A 14,795-nucleotide genomic window follows, 5' to 3' on the forward strand; every position below is an offset into this window, starting at 1 on the left:
TGCAAGCGGGGGGCGTCGAACCCCCCGCCGCCCCCCCCCCCCGGGGGCGCGCCCCCCCCCCCCCCCGCCCCCCCCCCCGCCCCCCCCCCCCCCCCCCGGGGGGGGGGGGGGGGCCCCCCCCCGGCCCCCCCCACCCCCGTACCTCGGCGGCAACACCTTCCCCCACCACATCGGGCGCCGCCGCCCGTGCCGGACATCCGTGCCGACCCTCGGAACGTCCACCCCTCACCACAATGAACCTGATCGACATCGCTCCGGACCGGGCAGGGATCTGATGCTCTGGTACCTCGGCAAGCGCCTCCTGCAACTCATCCCCGTGTTCTTCGGGGCCACGTTCCTCATCTACTTCATGGTGTTCTCGCTGCCCGGCGACCCCATCGCAGCGCTGTTCGGCGACCGCCAGCCGTCGCCGCAGGTCATCGAGACCCTGCGCCAGCAGTACAACCTGGACAAGCCGTTCATCGTCCAGTACCTGCTCTGGATCGGCGGCGTGTTCCGCGGCGACCTCGGCGTGACCTACTCGGGCCTGCCGGTCAGCCAGCAGCTCGCCTCGGCGTTCCCGATCACCGCGCGCCTGGCGATCCTCGCGCTCGTGTTCGAGGCCGTCGCCGGCATCGTCGTCGGCGTCATCGCGGGTCTGCGCAAGGGCAAGCTGTTCGACGCCACCGCGCTCGTCGTGTCGCTGCTGCTCATCTCGGTGCCGACCTTCGTCGTCGGGTTCGTGCTGCAGTACGTGTTCGGCATCAAGCTCGGGTTGTTCCGGGTCACGGTGTCCGGACAAGCGCCGTGGGACGAGCTCGTGCTGCCGGCGATCGTGCTCGCGTCGGTGTCCTTCGCCTACATCGTGCGGCTCACCCGTGCGAGCGTGGCCGAGAACACCACGGCGGACTTCGTGCGCACCGCGACCGCGAAGGGCCTGCCCCGTCGTCGTGTCGTCGGCGCGCACATCTTCCGGAACTCGCTCATCCCCGTGGTGACCTACCTGGGTGTCGACATCGGCAACCTGATGGTCGGCGCGATCGTGACCGAGGGCATCTTCAACATCAACGGTGTCGGCGGCACGGTGTTCCGCGCCGTCAAGCTCGGCGAGGGCCCGACGGTGGTCTCCTTCGTCGCCGTGATGGTCATCATCTTCATGCTCGCCAACCTCCTGGTGGACCTGCTCTACGCCGTCCTGGACCCGAGGATCCGCTATGCCAAGTAACGCCGCACCCCGCTCGGCGACGCACTTCGTCGCCCCGCTCGAGGAAACGCCCCTGCAGGCGATCGACCAGGTCAACGAGGACGAGAAGACCCGTTCCCTCTGGACCGACGCCTGGGAGTCCATGCGGACCCGCCCGACGTTCTGGATCTCCTCGATCCTGATCCTGCTGATCATCGTCGTCGCGGTCTTCCCGGGCCTCTTCGCCCACGTCGACCCGCGTGCGTCGAACCTCGACAACAGCGACGGCGGACCCGAGGCCGGGCACATCCTCGGCTTCACGCGTCAGGGCTCCGACGTGTACGCCCGCGTGATCTGGGGTGCCCAGAACTCGCTCATCGTCGGCATCGTCGCGACGGTCCTGGTGTCGCTCGTCGGCATCGTGATCGGCGCGCTGGCCGGCTTCTACGGCGGCTGGCTCGACACGATCGTGTCCCGCATCGGTGACATCTTCTTCTCGATCCCCACCGTGCTCGGTGCGATCGTGATCATGTCGGTCATCCCCGCGCGGAACGCGATCACCGTCGCGCTCGTGCTCGCGGCGTTCGCATGGCCGCAGATCGCCCGCATCATGCGTGGCGCCGTGCTGAGCGCCAAGCAGGCCGACTACGTCATGGCGTCGGCGGCCCTCGGCGTCAGCCGGTTCAAGACGCTCGTGCGCCACGTCATCCCGAACTCGCTGGCCCCGGTCATCGTGGTCGCGACCGTGTCGCTCGGCACGTTCATCGTGGCGGAGGCGACCCTGTCGTTCCTCGGCATCGGACTGCCGCCGTCGGCCCTCAGCTGGGGTCTCGACATCGGAACGGCGCAGACGTCGATCCGCACCAACCCGTCGACGATCTTCTGGCCGTCGGCCGCGCTGTCCATCACCGTGCTCGCGTTCCTGCTCCTCGGTGACGTGGTGCGCGACGCGCTCGACCCGAAGGCGAGGGCCCGCCGATGAGCGAGACGCTGACCAACCCCACCGGCCGACGCACCAACGCCGGCGGTGCCCCGCTGCTCGAGATCCGCGACCTGCAGGTCGGGTTCAAGACGCAGTCCGGTCTCGTGCAGGCCGTGCGGAGCGTGGACCTCACCCTCGAGCAGGGCGAGCGCCTCGCGATCGTCGGCGAGTCGGGCTCCGGCAAGTCGACGAGCGCCCAGGCGATCATCAAGCTGCTGCCCGGCACCGGCCAGGTCACCGGCGGGTCGATCAAGTTCAACGGGCGTGAGCTCGTCGGGCTGAGTGACAAGGAGATGTCCGAGATCCGCGGGAAGGAGATCGGCTACGTCCCGCAGGACCCGATGTCGAACCTCAACCCGCTGTGGTCGATCGGCTTCCAGGTCGAGGAGGCGATCCGTGCGAACGGCATGGCCACCGGCAAGAAGGCCGTCCGCGACCGTGCGATCGAGGTCCTGAAGGAGGCGGGCCTCGGCGACGCCTCGAACCGTCTCAAGCAGTACCCGCACGAGTTCTCCGGCGGCATGCGGCAGCGCGTGCTCATCGGCATCGGTCTGTCGAGCCGCCCGCAGCTGCTCATCGCGGACGAGCCGACGAGTGCGCTCGACGTCACCGTCCAGCGGGTCATCCTCGACCACCTCGAGAGCCTGACCCGCGACTTCGGCACCTCGGTGCTGTTCATCACGCACGACCTCGGCCTCGCCGCCGAGCGGGCCGAGAAGCTCGTCGTGATGTACAAGGGCCAGGTCGTCGAGGCCGGTCCCTCCAAGGAGATCCTGGCGAACCCGCAGCACCCGTACACGCAGCGCCTCGTCGCCGCGGCGCCCTCGCTCGCGAGCCGCCGCATCCAGTCGAAGGTGCAGCACGAGCGGGTCGAGATCGCCGACGCCGGCAGCGACGACGCCGAGCTCATCGCCCGGGCGCAGGAGCGCGAGCACCGTCCCGCCGAGGACCTCATCGTGGTGAAGAACCTCGAGAAGGTCTACAAGCTGCGCGGCAAGAGCCTCGCCACCCGCGAGCTCAAGGCCGTCGACGACGTGTCCTTCGCGATCCCGAAGGGCACCACCACGGCGCTCGTCGGCGAGTCCGGTTCGGGCAAGTCGACCGTCGCCAAGCTGGTGCTGCAGCTCGAGAGCATCACGAGCGGCACCGTGCAGTTCGACGGCATCGACATCGGCGCGCTGAAGGGCAAGGACCTCTTCGACTTCCGCCGCCGCGTGCAGCCGGTGTTCCAGGACCCGTACGGCTCCCTGGACCCGATGTACAACGTCGGGAACACGATCGCCGAGCCGCTCTCCACGCACAAGGTGGGCGACAAGGCATCGCGTCGGGCCCGCGTGCTCGAGCTGCTCGACCAGGTCGCGCTGCCGAAGTCGATGGTCAACCGCTACCCGAACGAGCTCTCCGGTGGGCAGCGGCAGCGCATCGCCGTCGCCCGCGCGCTCGCACTCAAGCCGGAGGTCATCGTCCTCGACGAGGCCGTCTCCGCGCTCGACGTGCTCGTGCAGGGGCAGATCCTCGACCTGCTGACGGAGCTGCAGACCGAACTCGGCCTGACGTACCTGTTCATCACGCACGACCTCGCGGTCGTCCGCCTGGTCGCGGACAACGTGTGCGTCATGCGCCAGGGCAAGATCGTCGAGAAGGCGACGACCGACGAGGTCTTCGCCGCCCCGAAGGAGCAGTACACGAAGGACCTCCTGGCTGCCATCCCGGGCGCCGGGTTCGAGTTCGGACGCTGATCCTGCTGGACACCACGAACGAGGCCGGTCGTCCCGTCGTCCTCCGCGCTGGTCGCGGAGGCGCCGTGGCGGCCGGCCTCGTCGCCGTCCTGGGCCTCTTCCTGCTGGTCGACGCTGCGGTACGCGGCAGCTGGATCGTCGTGCTCGACGCCGTCGGTCCGATCGCCGGCCTGGTCTGGGTCCTGTGGGTGCTCACCTACCGGCCGTGCATCCGCATCGACGACACGGCCGTCACCGTCGTCAACCCGCTCCGCCGCACGGTGGTGCCGTGGCACGCGGTCGCGGACGTCACGCTCCGCTGGCAGATCGTCATCGAGACGGTCGCCGGCCGTCGCCTGCAGTGCTGGGGCGGCCCGTCACTGCCCCGGCCGAAACCGGCCCGGCGCGGTGAGCGTGCGGTGCTGCGCCAGCCGGACGAGATGGTCGTGCTGCTCGACCGCTGGGCGGAGCGGCGTGACGACCCCGCGGGCGGCGACGTCGTGCGTGGCTGGGACCGCCCCGCCGTGCTCGTCGGGGCGGTCGCCCTGGCGCTCCTCGTGGTCTCGCTGCTCAGCCTGTGGCTGGGAGCCTGACGCGGCTCGCGATCGCGACGACACGACGGACGGGAGGCCCGGTACCAGCTGGTACCGGGCCTCCCGTCCGTCTGCTGGTCACGTCCACCACGTGACCAGCGTCCTCAGACGACCGCGCCGACCCGCTCGGTGAGCAGGTGCTCCTGGTCGGTCTGGATGCAGGCGACGCCGCGACCGTGTACGTCCTGCAGGCGCGGGTCCACCGTGCGGCACTGCTCCTGCCGGCCCTCGTCGAGCAGCTGGTAGAGCGGGCAGCGGGTGCGGAACCGGCAGCCGTCGATGCGCTCGGTGGGGGAGGGCAGGTCGCCGTCGAGCAGGATCCGACCGCGGGCGGCCTCGGCGGACGGGTCCGGCACCGGCACGGCCGACAGCAGGGCCCGCGTGTAGGGGTGCTGCGGGTCGGAGAACACCTTGTCGCCGTCGCCGTACTCGACGATGCGCCCGAGGTACATGACCGCGACGTCGTCGGCGATGTGCCGGACGACGGACAGGTCGTGCGCGACGAACAGGTACGACAGGCCGAGGCGGTGCTTCAGGTCCTCGAGCAGGTTGATGACACCCGCCTGCACCGAGACATCGAGCGCGGACACCGGCTCGTCGAGCACCAGGATCTTCGGCTCGACGATGAGCGCGCGGGCGATGCCGATGCGCTGCCGCTGGCCACCGGAGAACTCGTGCGGGTACCGGTCGATGTAGCTCGGCTCGAGCCCGACGAGTTCGAGGACCTCGCGGACCCGTCGCCGGATCTCGTCCTTCGCGACGCCGTGCACCGTCAGCGGCTCACCGATCACCGAACCGATGTCGAGCCGGGGGTCGATCGACGCCATCGGGTCCTGGAACACGACCTGGATGTCGCGGCGGATCGCCAGGCGGTCCTTCTTCGACAGCGACGCGGTGTCGACGCCGTTCACCCGGATGGTGCCCTGCTGGGCGCCGGCGAGCTCGAGGATCTCCATGATCGTGGTGGTCTTGCCGCAGCCGGACTCGCCGACCAGCCCGAGCACCTGCCCGCGCTTGAGCGTCAACGAGATGCCGTCGACCGCGTGCACCTCGCCGATCTGCCGACGGAAGAGCGCGCCCTTGGTGAGCGGGAACGTCTTGACGACGTCGGTGAGCTCGAGGACGACGTCGTCGCCGTGGTCGATCGTCGCCTCGGGGACGTCGTCGGGCCGGGGGAAGATCTCCGACCGTTCGAGGGTGCCCGCGGCGATCTCGTCGCGACGGATGCACGCGGCGGTGTGGTCGACGAGCACGGCGGGCGCGGAGACCGCGGCGCCGGTGGCGATGTCGGCGACCGTGTCACCGCCGGCGTTCGTGATGGCGCCGGCACCGGCCTGCGTGATGGTCGGCGCGATGAGCGCCGGTTCGCCGTCGCGGCAGGCGTCGATCACGGCGGGGCAGCGGTCGGCGAACGGGCAGCCGGTCGGCTTCTGCGTGAGCAGGGGCGGGCGGCCCTCGAGCGGGACGAGCCGTTCGGTGCGGGCCGCGGTCATGTTCGGCATCGACCGGAGGAGCCCGATCGTGTACGGCATGACCGGCTCGCGGAAGAGCGGCTCGACCGGTGCCGTCTCGACGATGCGGCCCGCGTACATCACGGCGACGCGGTCGGCGTTGCCGGCGACGACCCCGAGGTCGTGCGTGATGAGCACGACGGCTGCGCCGGTCATGTCCTTCGCCGTCTGCAGCACGTCGAGGATCTGCGCCTGGATCGTGACGTCGAGCGCGGTGGTCGGCTCGTCGGCGATGATCAGCTTCGGGTCGTTCGCGATGGCGATGGCGATCATCGCGCGTTGGCGCATGCCGCCGGAGAACTCGTGCGGGAACGCGTCGAGGCGTCGTGCGGGGTTCGGGATGCCGACGACGCGCAGGAGTTCCTCGGCGCGGGTGCGGGCGGCGTGCTGGGTGAGGGAGCGGTCGTGCAGTCGCAGTCCCTCGACGATCTGCTGGCCGATCGTGTACACGGGCGTCAGGGCGGACAGCGGGTCCTGGAACACCATCGCGATGTCGCCGCCGCGCAGGCGGGACATCTCACGGTCGTTCTTGCCGAGGAGCTCCTGACCGTCGAAGCGGATGCTGCCCTCGACCTGGGCCGACGACGGGAGCAGGCCCATCACGGCCATCGAGGACACCGACTTGCCCGAGCCCGACTCGCCGACGATCCCGAGGAACTCGCCGGGGGCCACCGTGTAGTCGACCCCGCGGACGGCGTAGACGGGCTTGGTCTTCGGGTTGAACGTGACCGACAGGTCGGACACGGTCAGCAGCGGCTCAGTCACGGTTGGCTCCGGAGGTGGGGTCGATGGCGTCGCGCAGGGCGTCGCCGAGCAGGCTGGTCGAGAGCACGGTCGCGACGAGGGTCGCGGCGGGCAGGACGAACAGCCACGGGCGGGTGACGGCGGACTGGCTGCCCGCGGCGAGCAGGGTGCCGAGCGAGACGTCGGGGATCTGGATGCCGAAGCCGAAGAAGCTCAGCGAGCTCTCCGCCAGGATCGCGGCCCCGACGCCGAGCGTCGCGTCGATGATGAGCAGGGACGCCACGTTCGGCAGGATGTGCCGTCGGATGATCGTGAACGCCGGCACGCCCATGAACCGGGCAGCCTTGACGTAGTCGCGTTCGCGCAGGGACATCGTCTGGCCGCGGATGACCCGGGCCATGACCATCCAGCTGAACACCGCGAGGCCCACGATGAGCGCCACCCACGTCAGGTTCTTGAACACCGGGCTGAGGAGGACGAGCGCGTAGAACGACGGGATCACGAGCAGCAGGTCGATGACCCACACGAGCACGCGGTCGACCGTGCCGCCGAAGTAGCCGGCGATCGCACCCACGATGCCGGCGATCAGCGTCGCGGCCGGACCGGCGATGAGGCCGATGAGCAGCGACTTCTGCAGGCCGACGAGCGTCTGCGCGTAGATGTCCTGGCCGATGTCGTTCGTGCCGAACCAGTGCGCCGCGCTCGGCGGCATGCCGAACGCCAGACCGTCGGAGTCGACGGCGTTCCAGTGGTACAGGTGCGGGCCGACGAAGGCCCACAGCAGGATGAGCAGCAGCGCGCCACCACCGATGCGGGCGCGCCAGGTGCCGAACACCTTGCGCCAGAGCGGCGTGCGGCCGCCCTTGACCTCGATGACGTGCGCCGGGACACCGGCGTTGCCGTCACCGGGGTCACCGGCGGTGGTCGTGGTTGTCGGGTCGAGAACAGACACGGGTCACACCCTCACTCGCGGGTCGAGCGCGGCGTAGAGCAGGTCCGCGAGGGTTCCTGCGATGAGCACGAGGATCGCCGTGAAGAGGATCGTGCCCGATGCCGCGTTGATGTCGTTGTTGGTGATGCCCTGGACGAAGTACTCGCCCATGCCGTGCCAGCTGAAGACCAGCTCGGTGATGCTCGCGCCGGTCAGGATGAGCCCGAACGAGTACGCGAAGAACGTCGACATCGGGATGAGGGCGACGCGGACGCCGTGGCGCAAGATGGCCGATCCGCGCGTCCGGCCCTTCGAGCGCGCGGTGCGGATGAAGTCGTTCGACAGCACGTCGAGCATCGCGGAGCGCTGGTACCGCGAGTACGTGGCGACGGCGCCGATGGTCAGCGAGATCGTGGGTAACAGCAGGTGGATCAGCCGGTCGCCGAGCACCGGGAAGAACCCGTTCACGCCCGGCGTGTACTCACCCGTGAACCGGATCACCTGGGTGCCGAGGCCCTGGTTCATCGCGGTCGCCAGGATCATCAGGACGACGGCGATGACGAAGGTCGGGGTGGCGAGCACCGCGAACGACAGGTACGTCGAGACCTGGTCCGACGTGCGGTACTGGCGGACGGCGTTCCACACGCCGAGCAGCACCCCGAGGATCGCGCCGAGCAGGGTGCCGATGACCAGCAAACGCAGGCTCGTCCCGGAGCGGGCGACGATGTCGGCCGTGACCTCGGTGCCGCGCGTGCTCATGCCGAGCGACCCGTGCGTGACGAGGTTCGACCACCAGGTCCACGTCCGGACGATCAGCGGGGTGTCCGGATCCGCGCCGAGCTTCCGCAGGGACGCGTCGATCGTGCCCTGCGGTACGGCCGGGTTGCGGCCCAGGAACCGGGCAGCCGGGTTCAGCGTGGTGCTGGCGAGGATGTAACCGAGGGTCGTCGCCACGATCGTCAGGACGATGTAGTTGACGATCCGCTTTGCGATGAAGGCAAGCATGTACTGGGACCTCGTGGGGTGCGGCCATCCGTCCGGACGGCGTTGTCGGTGGCGACAGGTTAGCCGTTCGCGGCGGGCGGGTGGGACATCGGAAGTGACGCTATGCAACATTCGTTACGAGCATGTTTCGATTCCCCACATCAACCCTTGTGGAGCCTTCGGATGTGACTAGGGTTCTCAACCAACAGGCGTGGCGGCGGGGGTCGTCGCGTTCCAGCGCGAAGAGCGCGAACCACAACGAAAGGGAATCCTCGCCATGCGAAAGAGGATCAAGGGCATCGCCGTGCTGGCCACCGCTGCGGCTGCGGCCGTCGTGCTGGCCGGCTGCTCCGGCGGTGGACAGGCGGGCAACAGCAGCTCCGCAGTCGCCGAGTCGTCGCTGAAGTCGACCGGCTGGACCGTCGCGGACCGCGCGGACGTCAAGGACGGCGGGTCGATCACCCTGCCGATCGACACCGCACCGGCGAACTTCCAGATCAACAACCTCGACTCCGGGACCGTCGACGACCAGGCGATCTCCGGGACCTACCTGCCGAGCTTCATCCAGTTCAAGGAGAACGGTGAGTGGGAGGCGAACAAGGACTTCGCGACCTCGGTCGAGCTGACCAAGGACTCGCCCCAGACCGTCGAGATCAAGATCAACCCGAAGGCCGTGTGGTCCGACGGCACCCCGATCAGCGCGAAGGACGTCATCGCCAACTGGAAGGCGCTGAACGGCACGAACAAGGCCTTCGCGCCCCTCGCCACCAACGTGTGGGAGGACGTCGACTCGGTCAAGCAGGGCTCGGACGAGCGCGACGTCATCATGACGTTCTCGAAGACGAACGCCGACTGGGCGAGCGTCCTCGGCACCATCTACCCGTACTGGGCCGTCGACACCCCCGAGCACTTCAACACGGCCTGGGCCAAGGGTCCGTACGCCGCTGACGGCAAGACCTACGTCTCCGGTGGCCCGTACATCGTGAAGTCCTTCGACGCCAACGGCGGCGTCCTCACCTTCGAGAAGAACCCGAAGTGGTGGGGCGACGAGGGCAAGCTCGACACCATCGTCTTCAAGACGGTCTCGCGTGACGGTGTCGCGCAGGCGTACGGCAACAAGGAACTCGACGCGTTCAACCTGAACGGCAGCGCCGACAACCTGAAGACGGCGAACTCTCGTTCGGACTCGAAGATCGAGCGCTCCCTCGGCACCACGCAGCGGCAGATCACGCTGAACGGCACCTCCGACGTCTTCAAGGACCAGGACGTGCGCCAGGCGTTCGCGCAGGCCATCAACCGCAAGGTCCTCGCCCAGGCGATCCTGTCGCCGGTGAAGAGCCCGGGTGACGTGCTCAACAACCTGACGTACCTGCCTGGCCAGGAGGGCTACCAGGACGACGTGTCGAGCGTCTACGGCTACAGCACCGACAAGGCGAAGTCGAAGCTCGAGGACGCCGGCTGGAAGGTCGGTTCGGACGGCTACGCGACCAAGGGCGGCAAGGAACTCGACGTCCGCTTCGTGATCCCGTCGGACAACCCGAACTCGGCGAACGTCGCGCAGCTCGTGCAGCAGCAGACGAAGCTCGCCGGCTTCAAGGTCACGATCGACACCGTGCCCTCGGACGACTTCTTCACGAAGTACATCACCACCGACGGCCGTGACTTCGACGCCACGTACTTCGCGTGGCAGGGCACGCCGTTCCCGATCTCGTCGCTCAAGTCGATCTACTACCCCGCCGACGCCGGCCAGAACTACACCGGTGTGACGGACGACTCGCTCGGCGCGGCATGGGACAAGGCGAACGCCGAGCTCGACCCCGATGCCCGCATCAAGGACGCGCAGGCGATCGACAAGAAGATCGTCGCCGTCGCCGGCACCATCCCGCTGTTCGCCGAGCCGTACGCCTGGGGTGTCCGCAAGGACCTCGTGAACTACGGTCCCGCGCAGTTCCAGCAGTACTCGGTCAAGTGGCAGGACGTGGGCTACACCAAGTAGTCCCGCGGTCGCACGACCCGCAACGACACCCCCGACGTCGCACGACGTCGGGGGTGTCGTTCTGCGTCGGCGGGGGAGTGGACGTCGGGATCTACAGCCGGGCCGCCGCGAGCGACGCCGCGATCCCGAGCACGACGAACGCCAGGATCGTCCGACCGTGCACCCGGTGGGTGATCGGCGCCGCGACGACGGTCGCCGGAGGCGGGCCGTCCTGCGGTGCCGGTGCGGGCACGGGGGCCAGCACCAGCGCGGCCGCAGCGTCGACGTCGAGGTGATCCGGGCCTCCCGGTCGGCCCTGGACCTGCGCGGTGAGCCGCGCGGTCGGGCGGGTCGCGATCCACACGCGGCGGACGCCCTCGCTCGAGACGACCTCGATGCCGTACTTGGTGCGCACCTCGGTGACGCGCGACCACGTGTAGGTGCTGGTGCGGCGGACGTCCACGATCCGCAGGTGATCGGGCGTCAGCTCGATGCGCGGACGCCAGAGCGCGGCCCACGCCACGAACGCGATGCAGATGCTCGGGACCGGCACGAGCCAGGGGTTGCTGCCACCGAGCAGCGCCAGGGGGACGAGCGCCACCGCGACGACCCAGAGGACGAGGGCGAGGCGGCGAAGACCCGGGGCGACGATGGTGGTGTGCACCGGACGAGGTTACGAGATGCCTCCCCGGGAACGCCCGGGGAGCGGGTGTGACACACCAGCGCGTATCTCCGGACGACCCGATTCCCCGGGGAGGCAGATCCTGTTCGGACCTCTCGTGCGGACAATGGTCGTCGCCCCCAGTTCGGGTGTCAATACCCCATGGCGACGGATTCGGGAAACCCCCACGCCGGGAACAGCGTCAGTCGCGGGATCCGGTCACGAGACGAGCAGTTCGATCTGTTCGCGGATCGTCTCGGCCTTCGGGAACCGGAGGCCGACCAGGCCGACGTGCCGCCAGCGCACGACCCCGTCCGGGCCGATCACGAACACCGACCGGCGCAGTCCGATCCCCAGCGCACGCACGCCGTAGTCGCGGATCACCGAGCCGGCGGTGTCGCTCAGCAGGGGGAACGTGAGCGAGGAACCGCGCGCGAACGTCTCGTGCGAGTCGAGGGCCTGCGGGCTGATGCCCCACACCACGGCGCCGAGGTCGTCGAACTCGTCGAGCTCGGCCTGGTAGCTGCAGAGCTGCGCGGTGCACACGGCCGTCGCGTCGCCGGGGTAGAAGGCGAGCACCACGGTCCGGCCGATCTCCGACGACAGGTCGTACTCGTCGTCGGTCCGTACCCCGTCGCGGACGATCATGCCCGGCAGGGTGAACGTCGGCGCGGACTCGCCGACCTCGGGGATGCTCATGTGCTCACGGTAGGGGTGCGTCTAGGAGAACAGCTGGGGGAACGCGTTCGCGACCCAGGGGTAGCCGATGAACACCGCGGCGTCGAGCAGGCAGTGCGTGACGATCAGGGGCATCAGCCGGCCCCACTTCGTGTAGATCCAGCCGAACACGATGCCCATCACGGCGTTGCCGACGAACGCACCGAAGCCCTGGTACAGGTGGTAGCTGCCGCGCAGCAGTGCCGTCGACAGGATCACCTGCCACCGGCCCCACCCGAGGTCACCGAGCCGGGCGTAGAGGTACCCGATCACGATCACCTCTTCCTGCAGGCCGGAGCGGATCGCCGACAGCAGCAGGACCGGCACCGTCCACCAGTAGGAGTTCAGGGCGGCCGGGTCGACGTCCACCGTGATGCCGAGGGCGCGCCCGGCGAAGTAGAGGGCGAGCCCCGGGATCCCGATGCAGAGTGCGATGAGCGCCGGGCCGCCCAGGTCGGGCTTCACGCGGAAGCGGTCGATGCCGAGCCGGGCCAGGTGCGGCCGCGAGGTGCTCCACAGCAGGAAGCAGACGAGCGCGACCGGCGCCAGGTCCACCGCGATGCCGAGCAACTGCCGGGCCAGGTCGACGTACTGCACCGTCGTCGACGACGTGTTGAGCGCCGTCGACTGCTCACCGAGCGGGGTCGTCTGCGACAGGTCGTCGATGATCTGCAGGATCGAGTACAGCGCGCTGGCACCGAGCGACAGGAGCAGCACGATCGTGATCTCGACCCACGTTCGCCGTCGGCTCATGCGGAGTACTCCTGTCGGTTGCGAACTACCGGTAGACTGGCGTGTCGGGCGTTCTGCCCACGGGTGCGGTGCTGTCAAATCACTGGCCCGACACTCTCCCAGAAATTGAAGGATGTCCTGTATGGCGCTCGCCACCCGGTCCGACCTGCGCAACGTCGCCATCGTGGCACACGTCGACCACGGCAAGACCACCCTCGTCGACGCGATGCTCACGCAGACCAACTCGTTCGACGCCCACTTCGAGGGCGAAGACCGCATGATGGACTCGAACGACCTCGAGCGCGAGAAGGGCATCACGATCCTCGCGAAGAACACGTCGGTGCTCTACAACGGCAAGCACGCGACCGAGTTCGGCGCGGACGGCCCCATCACCATCAACGTGATCGACACCCCGGGTCACGCCGACTTCGGTGGCGAGGTCGAGCGCGGCCTGTCCATGGTCGACGGCGTCGTGCTGCTGGTCGACGCGTCCGAGGGCCCGCTGCCCCAGACGCGCTTCGTGCTCCGCAAGGCGCTCGCCGCCAAGCTCCCGGTGATCCTGCTCGTCAACAAGACGGACCGCCCCGACTCCCGCATCGACGAGGTCGTCTCCGAGTCGCAGGACCTGCTCCTCGGCCTGGCGTCCGACCTGTCGGACGAGGTCGACGACCTCGACCTCGACGCGATCCTCGACGTCCCCGTGGTCTACGCCTCGGGCCGTGCCGGTGCCGCGTCGCGCAACAAGCCGGCCGACGGTTCGCTGCCCGACAACGACGACCTCGAGCCGCTGTTCGAGGCGATCCTGCAGCACGTCCCCGCGCCGAAGTACGACGACCAGCACCCGCTGCAGGCCCACGTCACCAACCTCGACGCGTCGCCGTTCCTCGGTCGCCTCGCGCTGCTGCGCATCTTCCACGGCACGATGAAGAAGGGCCAGACGGTCGCGTGGGTCAAGCACGACGGCACCGTCGCGAACGCCCGCATCACCGAGCTCCTCATCACCAAGGCGCTCGAGCGCTACCCCGCCGAGTCGGCGGGCCCCGGTGACATCGTCGCCGTCGCCGGCTTCGACACGATCACCATCGGTGAGACGCTGACCGACCCCGAGGACGTCCGTCCGCTGCCGACCATCACGGTCGACGACCCGGCGATCTCGATGACGATCGGCACGAACACCAGCCCGCTCGTCGGCAAGGTCAAGGGCCACAAGCTGACCGCCCGCATGGTCAAGGAGCGCCTCGACCGCGAGCTCATCGGCAACGTCTCGCTCAAGGTCCTCGACATCGGTCGCCCCGATGCCTGGGAGGTCCAGGGCCGTGGTGAGCTCGCGCTCGCCATCCTGGTCGAGCAGATGCGTCGTGAGGGCTTCGAGCTCACCGTCGGCAAGCCGCAGGTCGTCACGAAGCGTGACGAGAACGGCAAGCTGCAGGAGCCGTACGAGCACATGACGATCGACACGCCGGAGGAGTACCTCGGCGCGATCACGCAGCTCATGGCGGCGCGCAAGGGCCGCATGGAGAACATGACGAACCACGGCACCGGCTGGGTGCGCATGGAGTTCATCGTCCCGTCGCGTGGCCTGATCGGCTTCCGCACGTCGTTCCTGACCGAGACCCGCGGCACCGGTATCGCCAACGCGATCTCGCACGGCTACGACGAGTGGGCCGGCCCGATCCAGACCCGCATCAACGGCTCGATCGTGTCCGACCGCTCGGGTGTCGTCACGCCGTTCGCCATCACGAACCTGCAGGAGCGGATGACGTTCTTCGTCAACCCCACCGAAGAGGTCTACGAGGGCATGGTCATCGGTGAGAACTCGCGCGCCGACGACATGGACGTCAACATCACGAAGGAGAAGAAGCTCACGAACATGCGTTCGGCGAACGCCGACTCCTTCGAGTCGATGACGCCGTCGCGCCAGCTCTCCCTCGAGGAGTGCCTGGAGTTCGCACGCGAGGACGAGTGCGTCGAGGTCACCCCGGCCGTCGTCCGCATCCGCAAGGTCGAGCTCGACGCGCAGGCCCGCCAGCGCTCGTACGCCCGCCTGAAGCGTCAGGACGCGTAAGCAGCAAGCGACGCGTCGCG

At 68.9% G+C, this 14,795-nt stretch carries 12 protein-coding genes; 6 read left to right on the forward strand and 6 right to left on the reverse strand.

The window, feature by feature from the left end; all coding sequences use genetic code 11:
- Nucleotides 1–274 precede the first annotated feature (274 nt).
- The 4 genes from ACVKXF_RS16125 (at nucleotide 275) to ACVKXF_RS16140 (ending at nucleotide 4,455) form a co-directional block, all read left to right on the forward strand.
- Nucleotides 275–1,204 carry an ABC transporter permease gene (locus ACVKXF_RS16125; protein ID WP_456796338.1) on the forward strand — a complete coding sequence of 310 codons (930 nt, stop codon included), beginning with the start codon at nucleotides 275–277 and terminating at the stop codon, nucleotides 1,202–1,204.
- Nucleotides 1,194–2,144, forward strand: a complete 951-nt coding sequence (locus tag ACVKXF_RS16130; protein ID WP_111084969.1) for an ABC transporter permease — start codon at nucleotides 1,194–1,196, stop codon at nucleotides 2,142–2,144. The genes ACVKXF_RS16125 and ACVKXF_RS16130 overlap by 11 nt, the downstream gene beginning before the upstream one ends.
- Nucleotides 2,141–3,883, forward strand: a complete 1,743-nt coding sequence (locus ACVKXF_RS16135; protein WP_123313323.1) for a dipeptide ABC transporter ATP-binding protein — start codon at nucleotides 2,141–2,143, stop codon at nucleotides 3,881–3,883. The genes ACVKXF_RS16130 and ACVKXF_RS16135 overlap by 4 nt, the downstream gene beginning before the upstream one ends.
- Before the next feature lie 65 nt (nucleotides 3,884–3,948).
- Complete coding sequence (locus ACVKXF_RS16140) at nucleotides 3,949–4,455, forward strand: PH domain-containing protein (RefSeq protein ID WP_456796339.1); 507 nt, start codon at nucleotides 3,949–3,951, stop codon at nucleotides 4,453–4,455.
- Between the two features lie 104 nt (nucleotides 4,456–4,559).
- On the opposite strand, the gene ACVKXF_RS16145 is transcribed toward ACVKXF_RS16140, so the two are convergent.
- From ACVKXF_RS16145 to ACVKXF_RS16155, 3 genes are read right to left on the reverse strand one after another with little or no spacing between them, the layout of a single operon-like run.
- A complete protein-coding gene (locus ACVKXF_RS16145) occupies nucleotides 4,560–6,731 on the reverse strand; it encodes a dipeptide ABC transporter ATP-binding protein (RefSeq protein ID WP_340197352.1) in 2,172 nt (723 codons plus the stop codon).
- The gene (locus tag ACVKXF_RS16150) at nucleotides 6,724–7,662 is read right to left on the reverse strand and encodes an ABC transporter permease (RefSeq protein ID WP_111084973.1); all 939 of its coding nucleotides are present in this window, start codon (nucleotides 7,660–7,662) and stop codon (nucleotides 6,724–6,726) included. Before ACVKXF_RS16150 ends, ACVKXF_RS16145 begins: the two co-directional genes overlap by 8 nt.
- Before the next feature lie 3 nt (nucleotides 7,663–7,665).
- Nucleotides 7,666–8,646, reverse strand: a complete 981-nt coding sequence (locus tag ACVKXF_RS16155; RefSeq protein ID WP_456796340.1) for an ABC transporter permease — start codon at nucleotides 8,644–8,646, stop codon at nucleotides 7,666–7,668.
- Between the two features lie 256 nt (nucleotides 8,647–8,902).
- Between ACVKXF_RS16155 and ACVKXF_RS16160 the strand changes: the two genes are divergently transcribed.
- A complete protein-coding gene (locus ACVKXF_RS16160; RefSeq protein WP_340197353.1) occupies nucleotides 8,903–10,621 on the forward strand; it encodes an ABC transporter family substrate-binding protein in 1,719 nt (572 codons plus the stop codon).
- A 91-nt stretch (nucleotides 10,622–10,712) separates the two neighbouring features.
- Here ACVKXF_RS16160 and ACVKXF_RS16165 read toward each other — a convergent pair whose 3' ends face one another.
- The 3 genes from ACVKXF_RS16165 to ACVKXF_RS16175 all read right to left on the reverse strand — a co-directional run bounded on the left by ACVKXF_RS16165 (nucleotide 10,713) and on the right by ACVKXF_RS16175 (nucleotide 12,731).
- Complete coding sequence (locus ACVKXF_RS16165; RefSeq protein ID WP_456796341.1) at nucleotides 10,713–11,264, reverse strand: hypothetical protein; 552 nt, start codon at nucleotides 11,262–11,264, stop codon at nucleotides 10,713–10,715.
- A 216-nt stretch (nucleotides 11,265–11,480) separates the two neighbouring features.
- The gene (locus ACVKXF_RS16170) at nucleotides 11,481–11,960 is read right to left on the reverse strand and encodes a peroxiredoxin (RefSeq protein WP_456796342.1); all 480 of its coding nucleotides are present in this window, start codon (nucleotides 11,958–11,960) and stop codon (nucleotides 11,481–11,483) included.
- A gap of 21 nt (nucleotides 11,961–11,981) precedes the next feature.
- Nucleotides 11,982–12,731, reverse strand: a complete 750-nt coding sequence (locus tag ACVKXF_RS16175; protein WP_222659972.1) for a CPBP family intramembrane glutamic endopeptidase — start codon at nucleotides 12,729–12,731, stop codon at nucleotides 11,982–11,984.
- 121 nt (nucleotides 12,732–12,852) lie between these two features.
- On the opposite strand from ACVKXF_RS16175, the gene typA reads away from it, so the two are divergent.
- Nucleotides 12,853–14,775 carry a translational GTPase TypA gene (gene typA / locus ACVKXF_RS16180; RefSeq protein WP_222659974.1) on the forward strand — a complete coding sequence of 641 codons (1,923 nt, stop codon included), beginning with the start codon at nucleotides 12,853–12,855 and terminating at the stop codon, nucleotides 14,773–14,775.
- Nucleotides 14,776–14,795 lie beyond the last annotated feature (20 nt).

It is taken from the genome of Curtobacterium sp. PvP017 (genome assembly GCF_054060195.1).

Excerpts from the sequence above, each read along its gene's own strand:
- ACVKXF_RS16125 (WP_456796338.1), top strand. The coding sequence starts at position 275 with ATGCTCTGGTACCTCGGCAAGCGCCTCCTGCAACTCATCCCCGTGTTC.
- ACVKXF_RS16130 (WP_111084969.1), top strand. The coding sequence starts at position 1,194 with ATGCCAAGTAACGCCGCACCCCGCTCGGCGACGCACTTCGTCGCCCCG.
- ACVKXF_RS16135 (WP_123313323.1), top strand. The coding sequence starts at position 2,141 with ATGAGCGAGACGCTGACCAACCCCACCGGCCGACGCACCAACGCCGGC.
- ACVKXF_RS16155 (WP_456796340.1), bottom strand. The coding sequence starts at position 8,646 with ATGCTTGCCTTCATCGCAAAGCGGATCGTCAACTACATCGTCCTGACG.
- ACVKXF_RS16160 (WP_340197353.1), top strand. The coding sequence starts at position 8,903 with ATGCGAAAGAGGATCAAGGGCATCGCCGTGCTGGCCACCGCTGCGGCT.
- ACVKXF_RS16170 (WP_456796342.1), bottom strand. The coding sequence starts at position 11,960 with ATGAGCATCCCCGAGGTCGGCGAGTCCGCGCCGACGTTCACCCTGCCG.
- ACVKXF_RS16175 (WP_222659972.1), bottom strand. The coding sequence starts at position 12,731 with ATGAGCCGACGGCGAACGTGGGTCGAGATCACGATCGTGCTGCTCCTG.
- typA (WP_222659974.1), top strand. The coding sequence starts at position 12,853 with ATGGCGCTCGCCACCCGGTCCGACCTGCGCAACGTCGCCATCGTGGCA.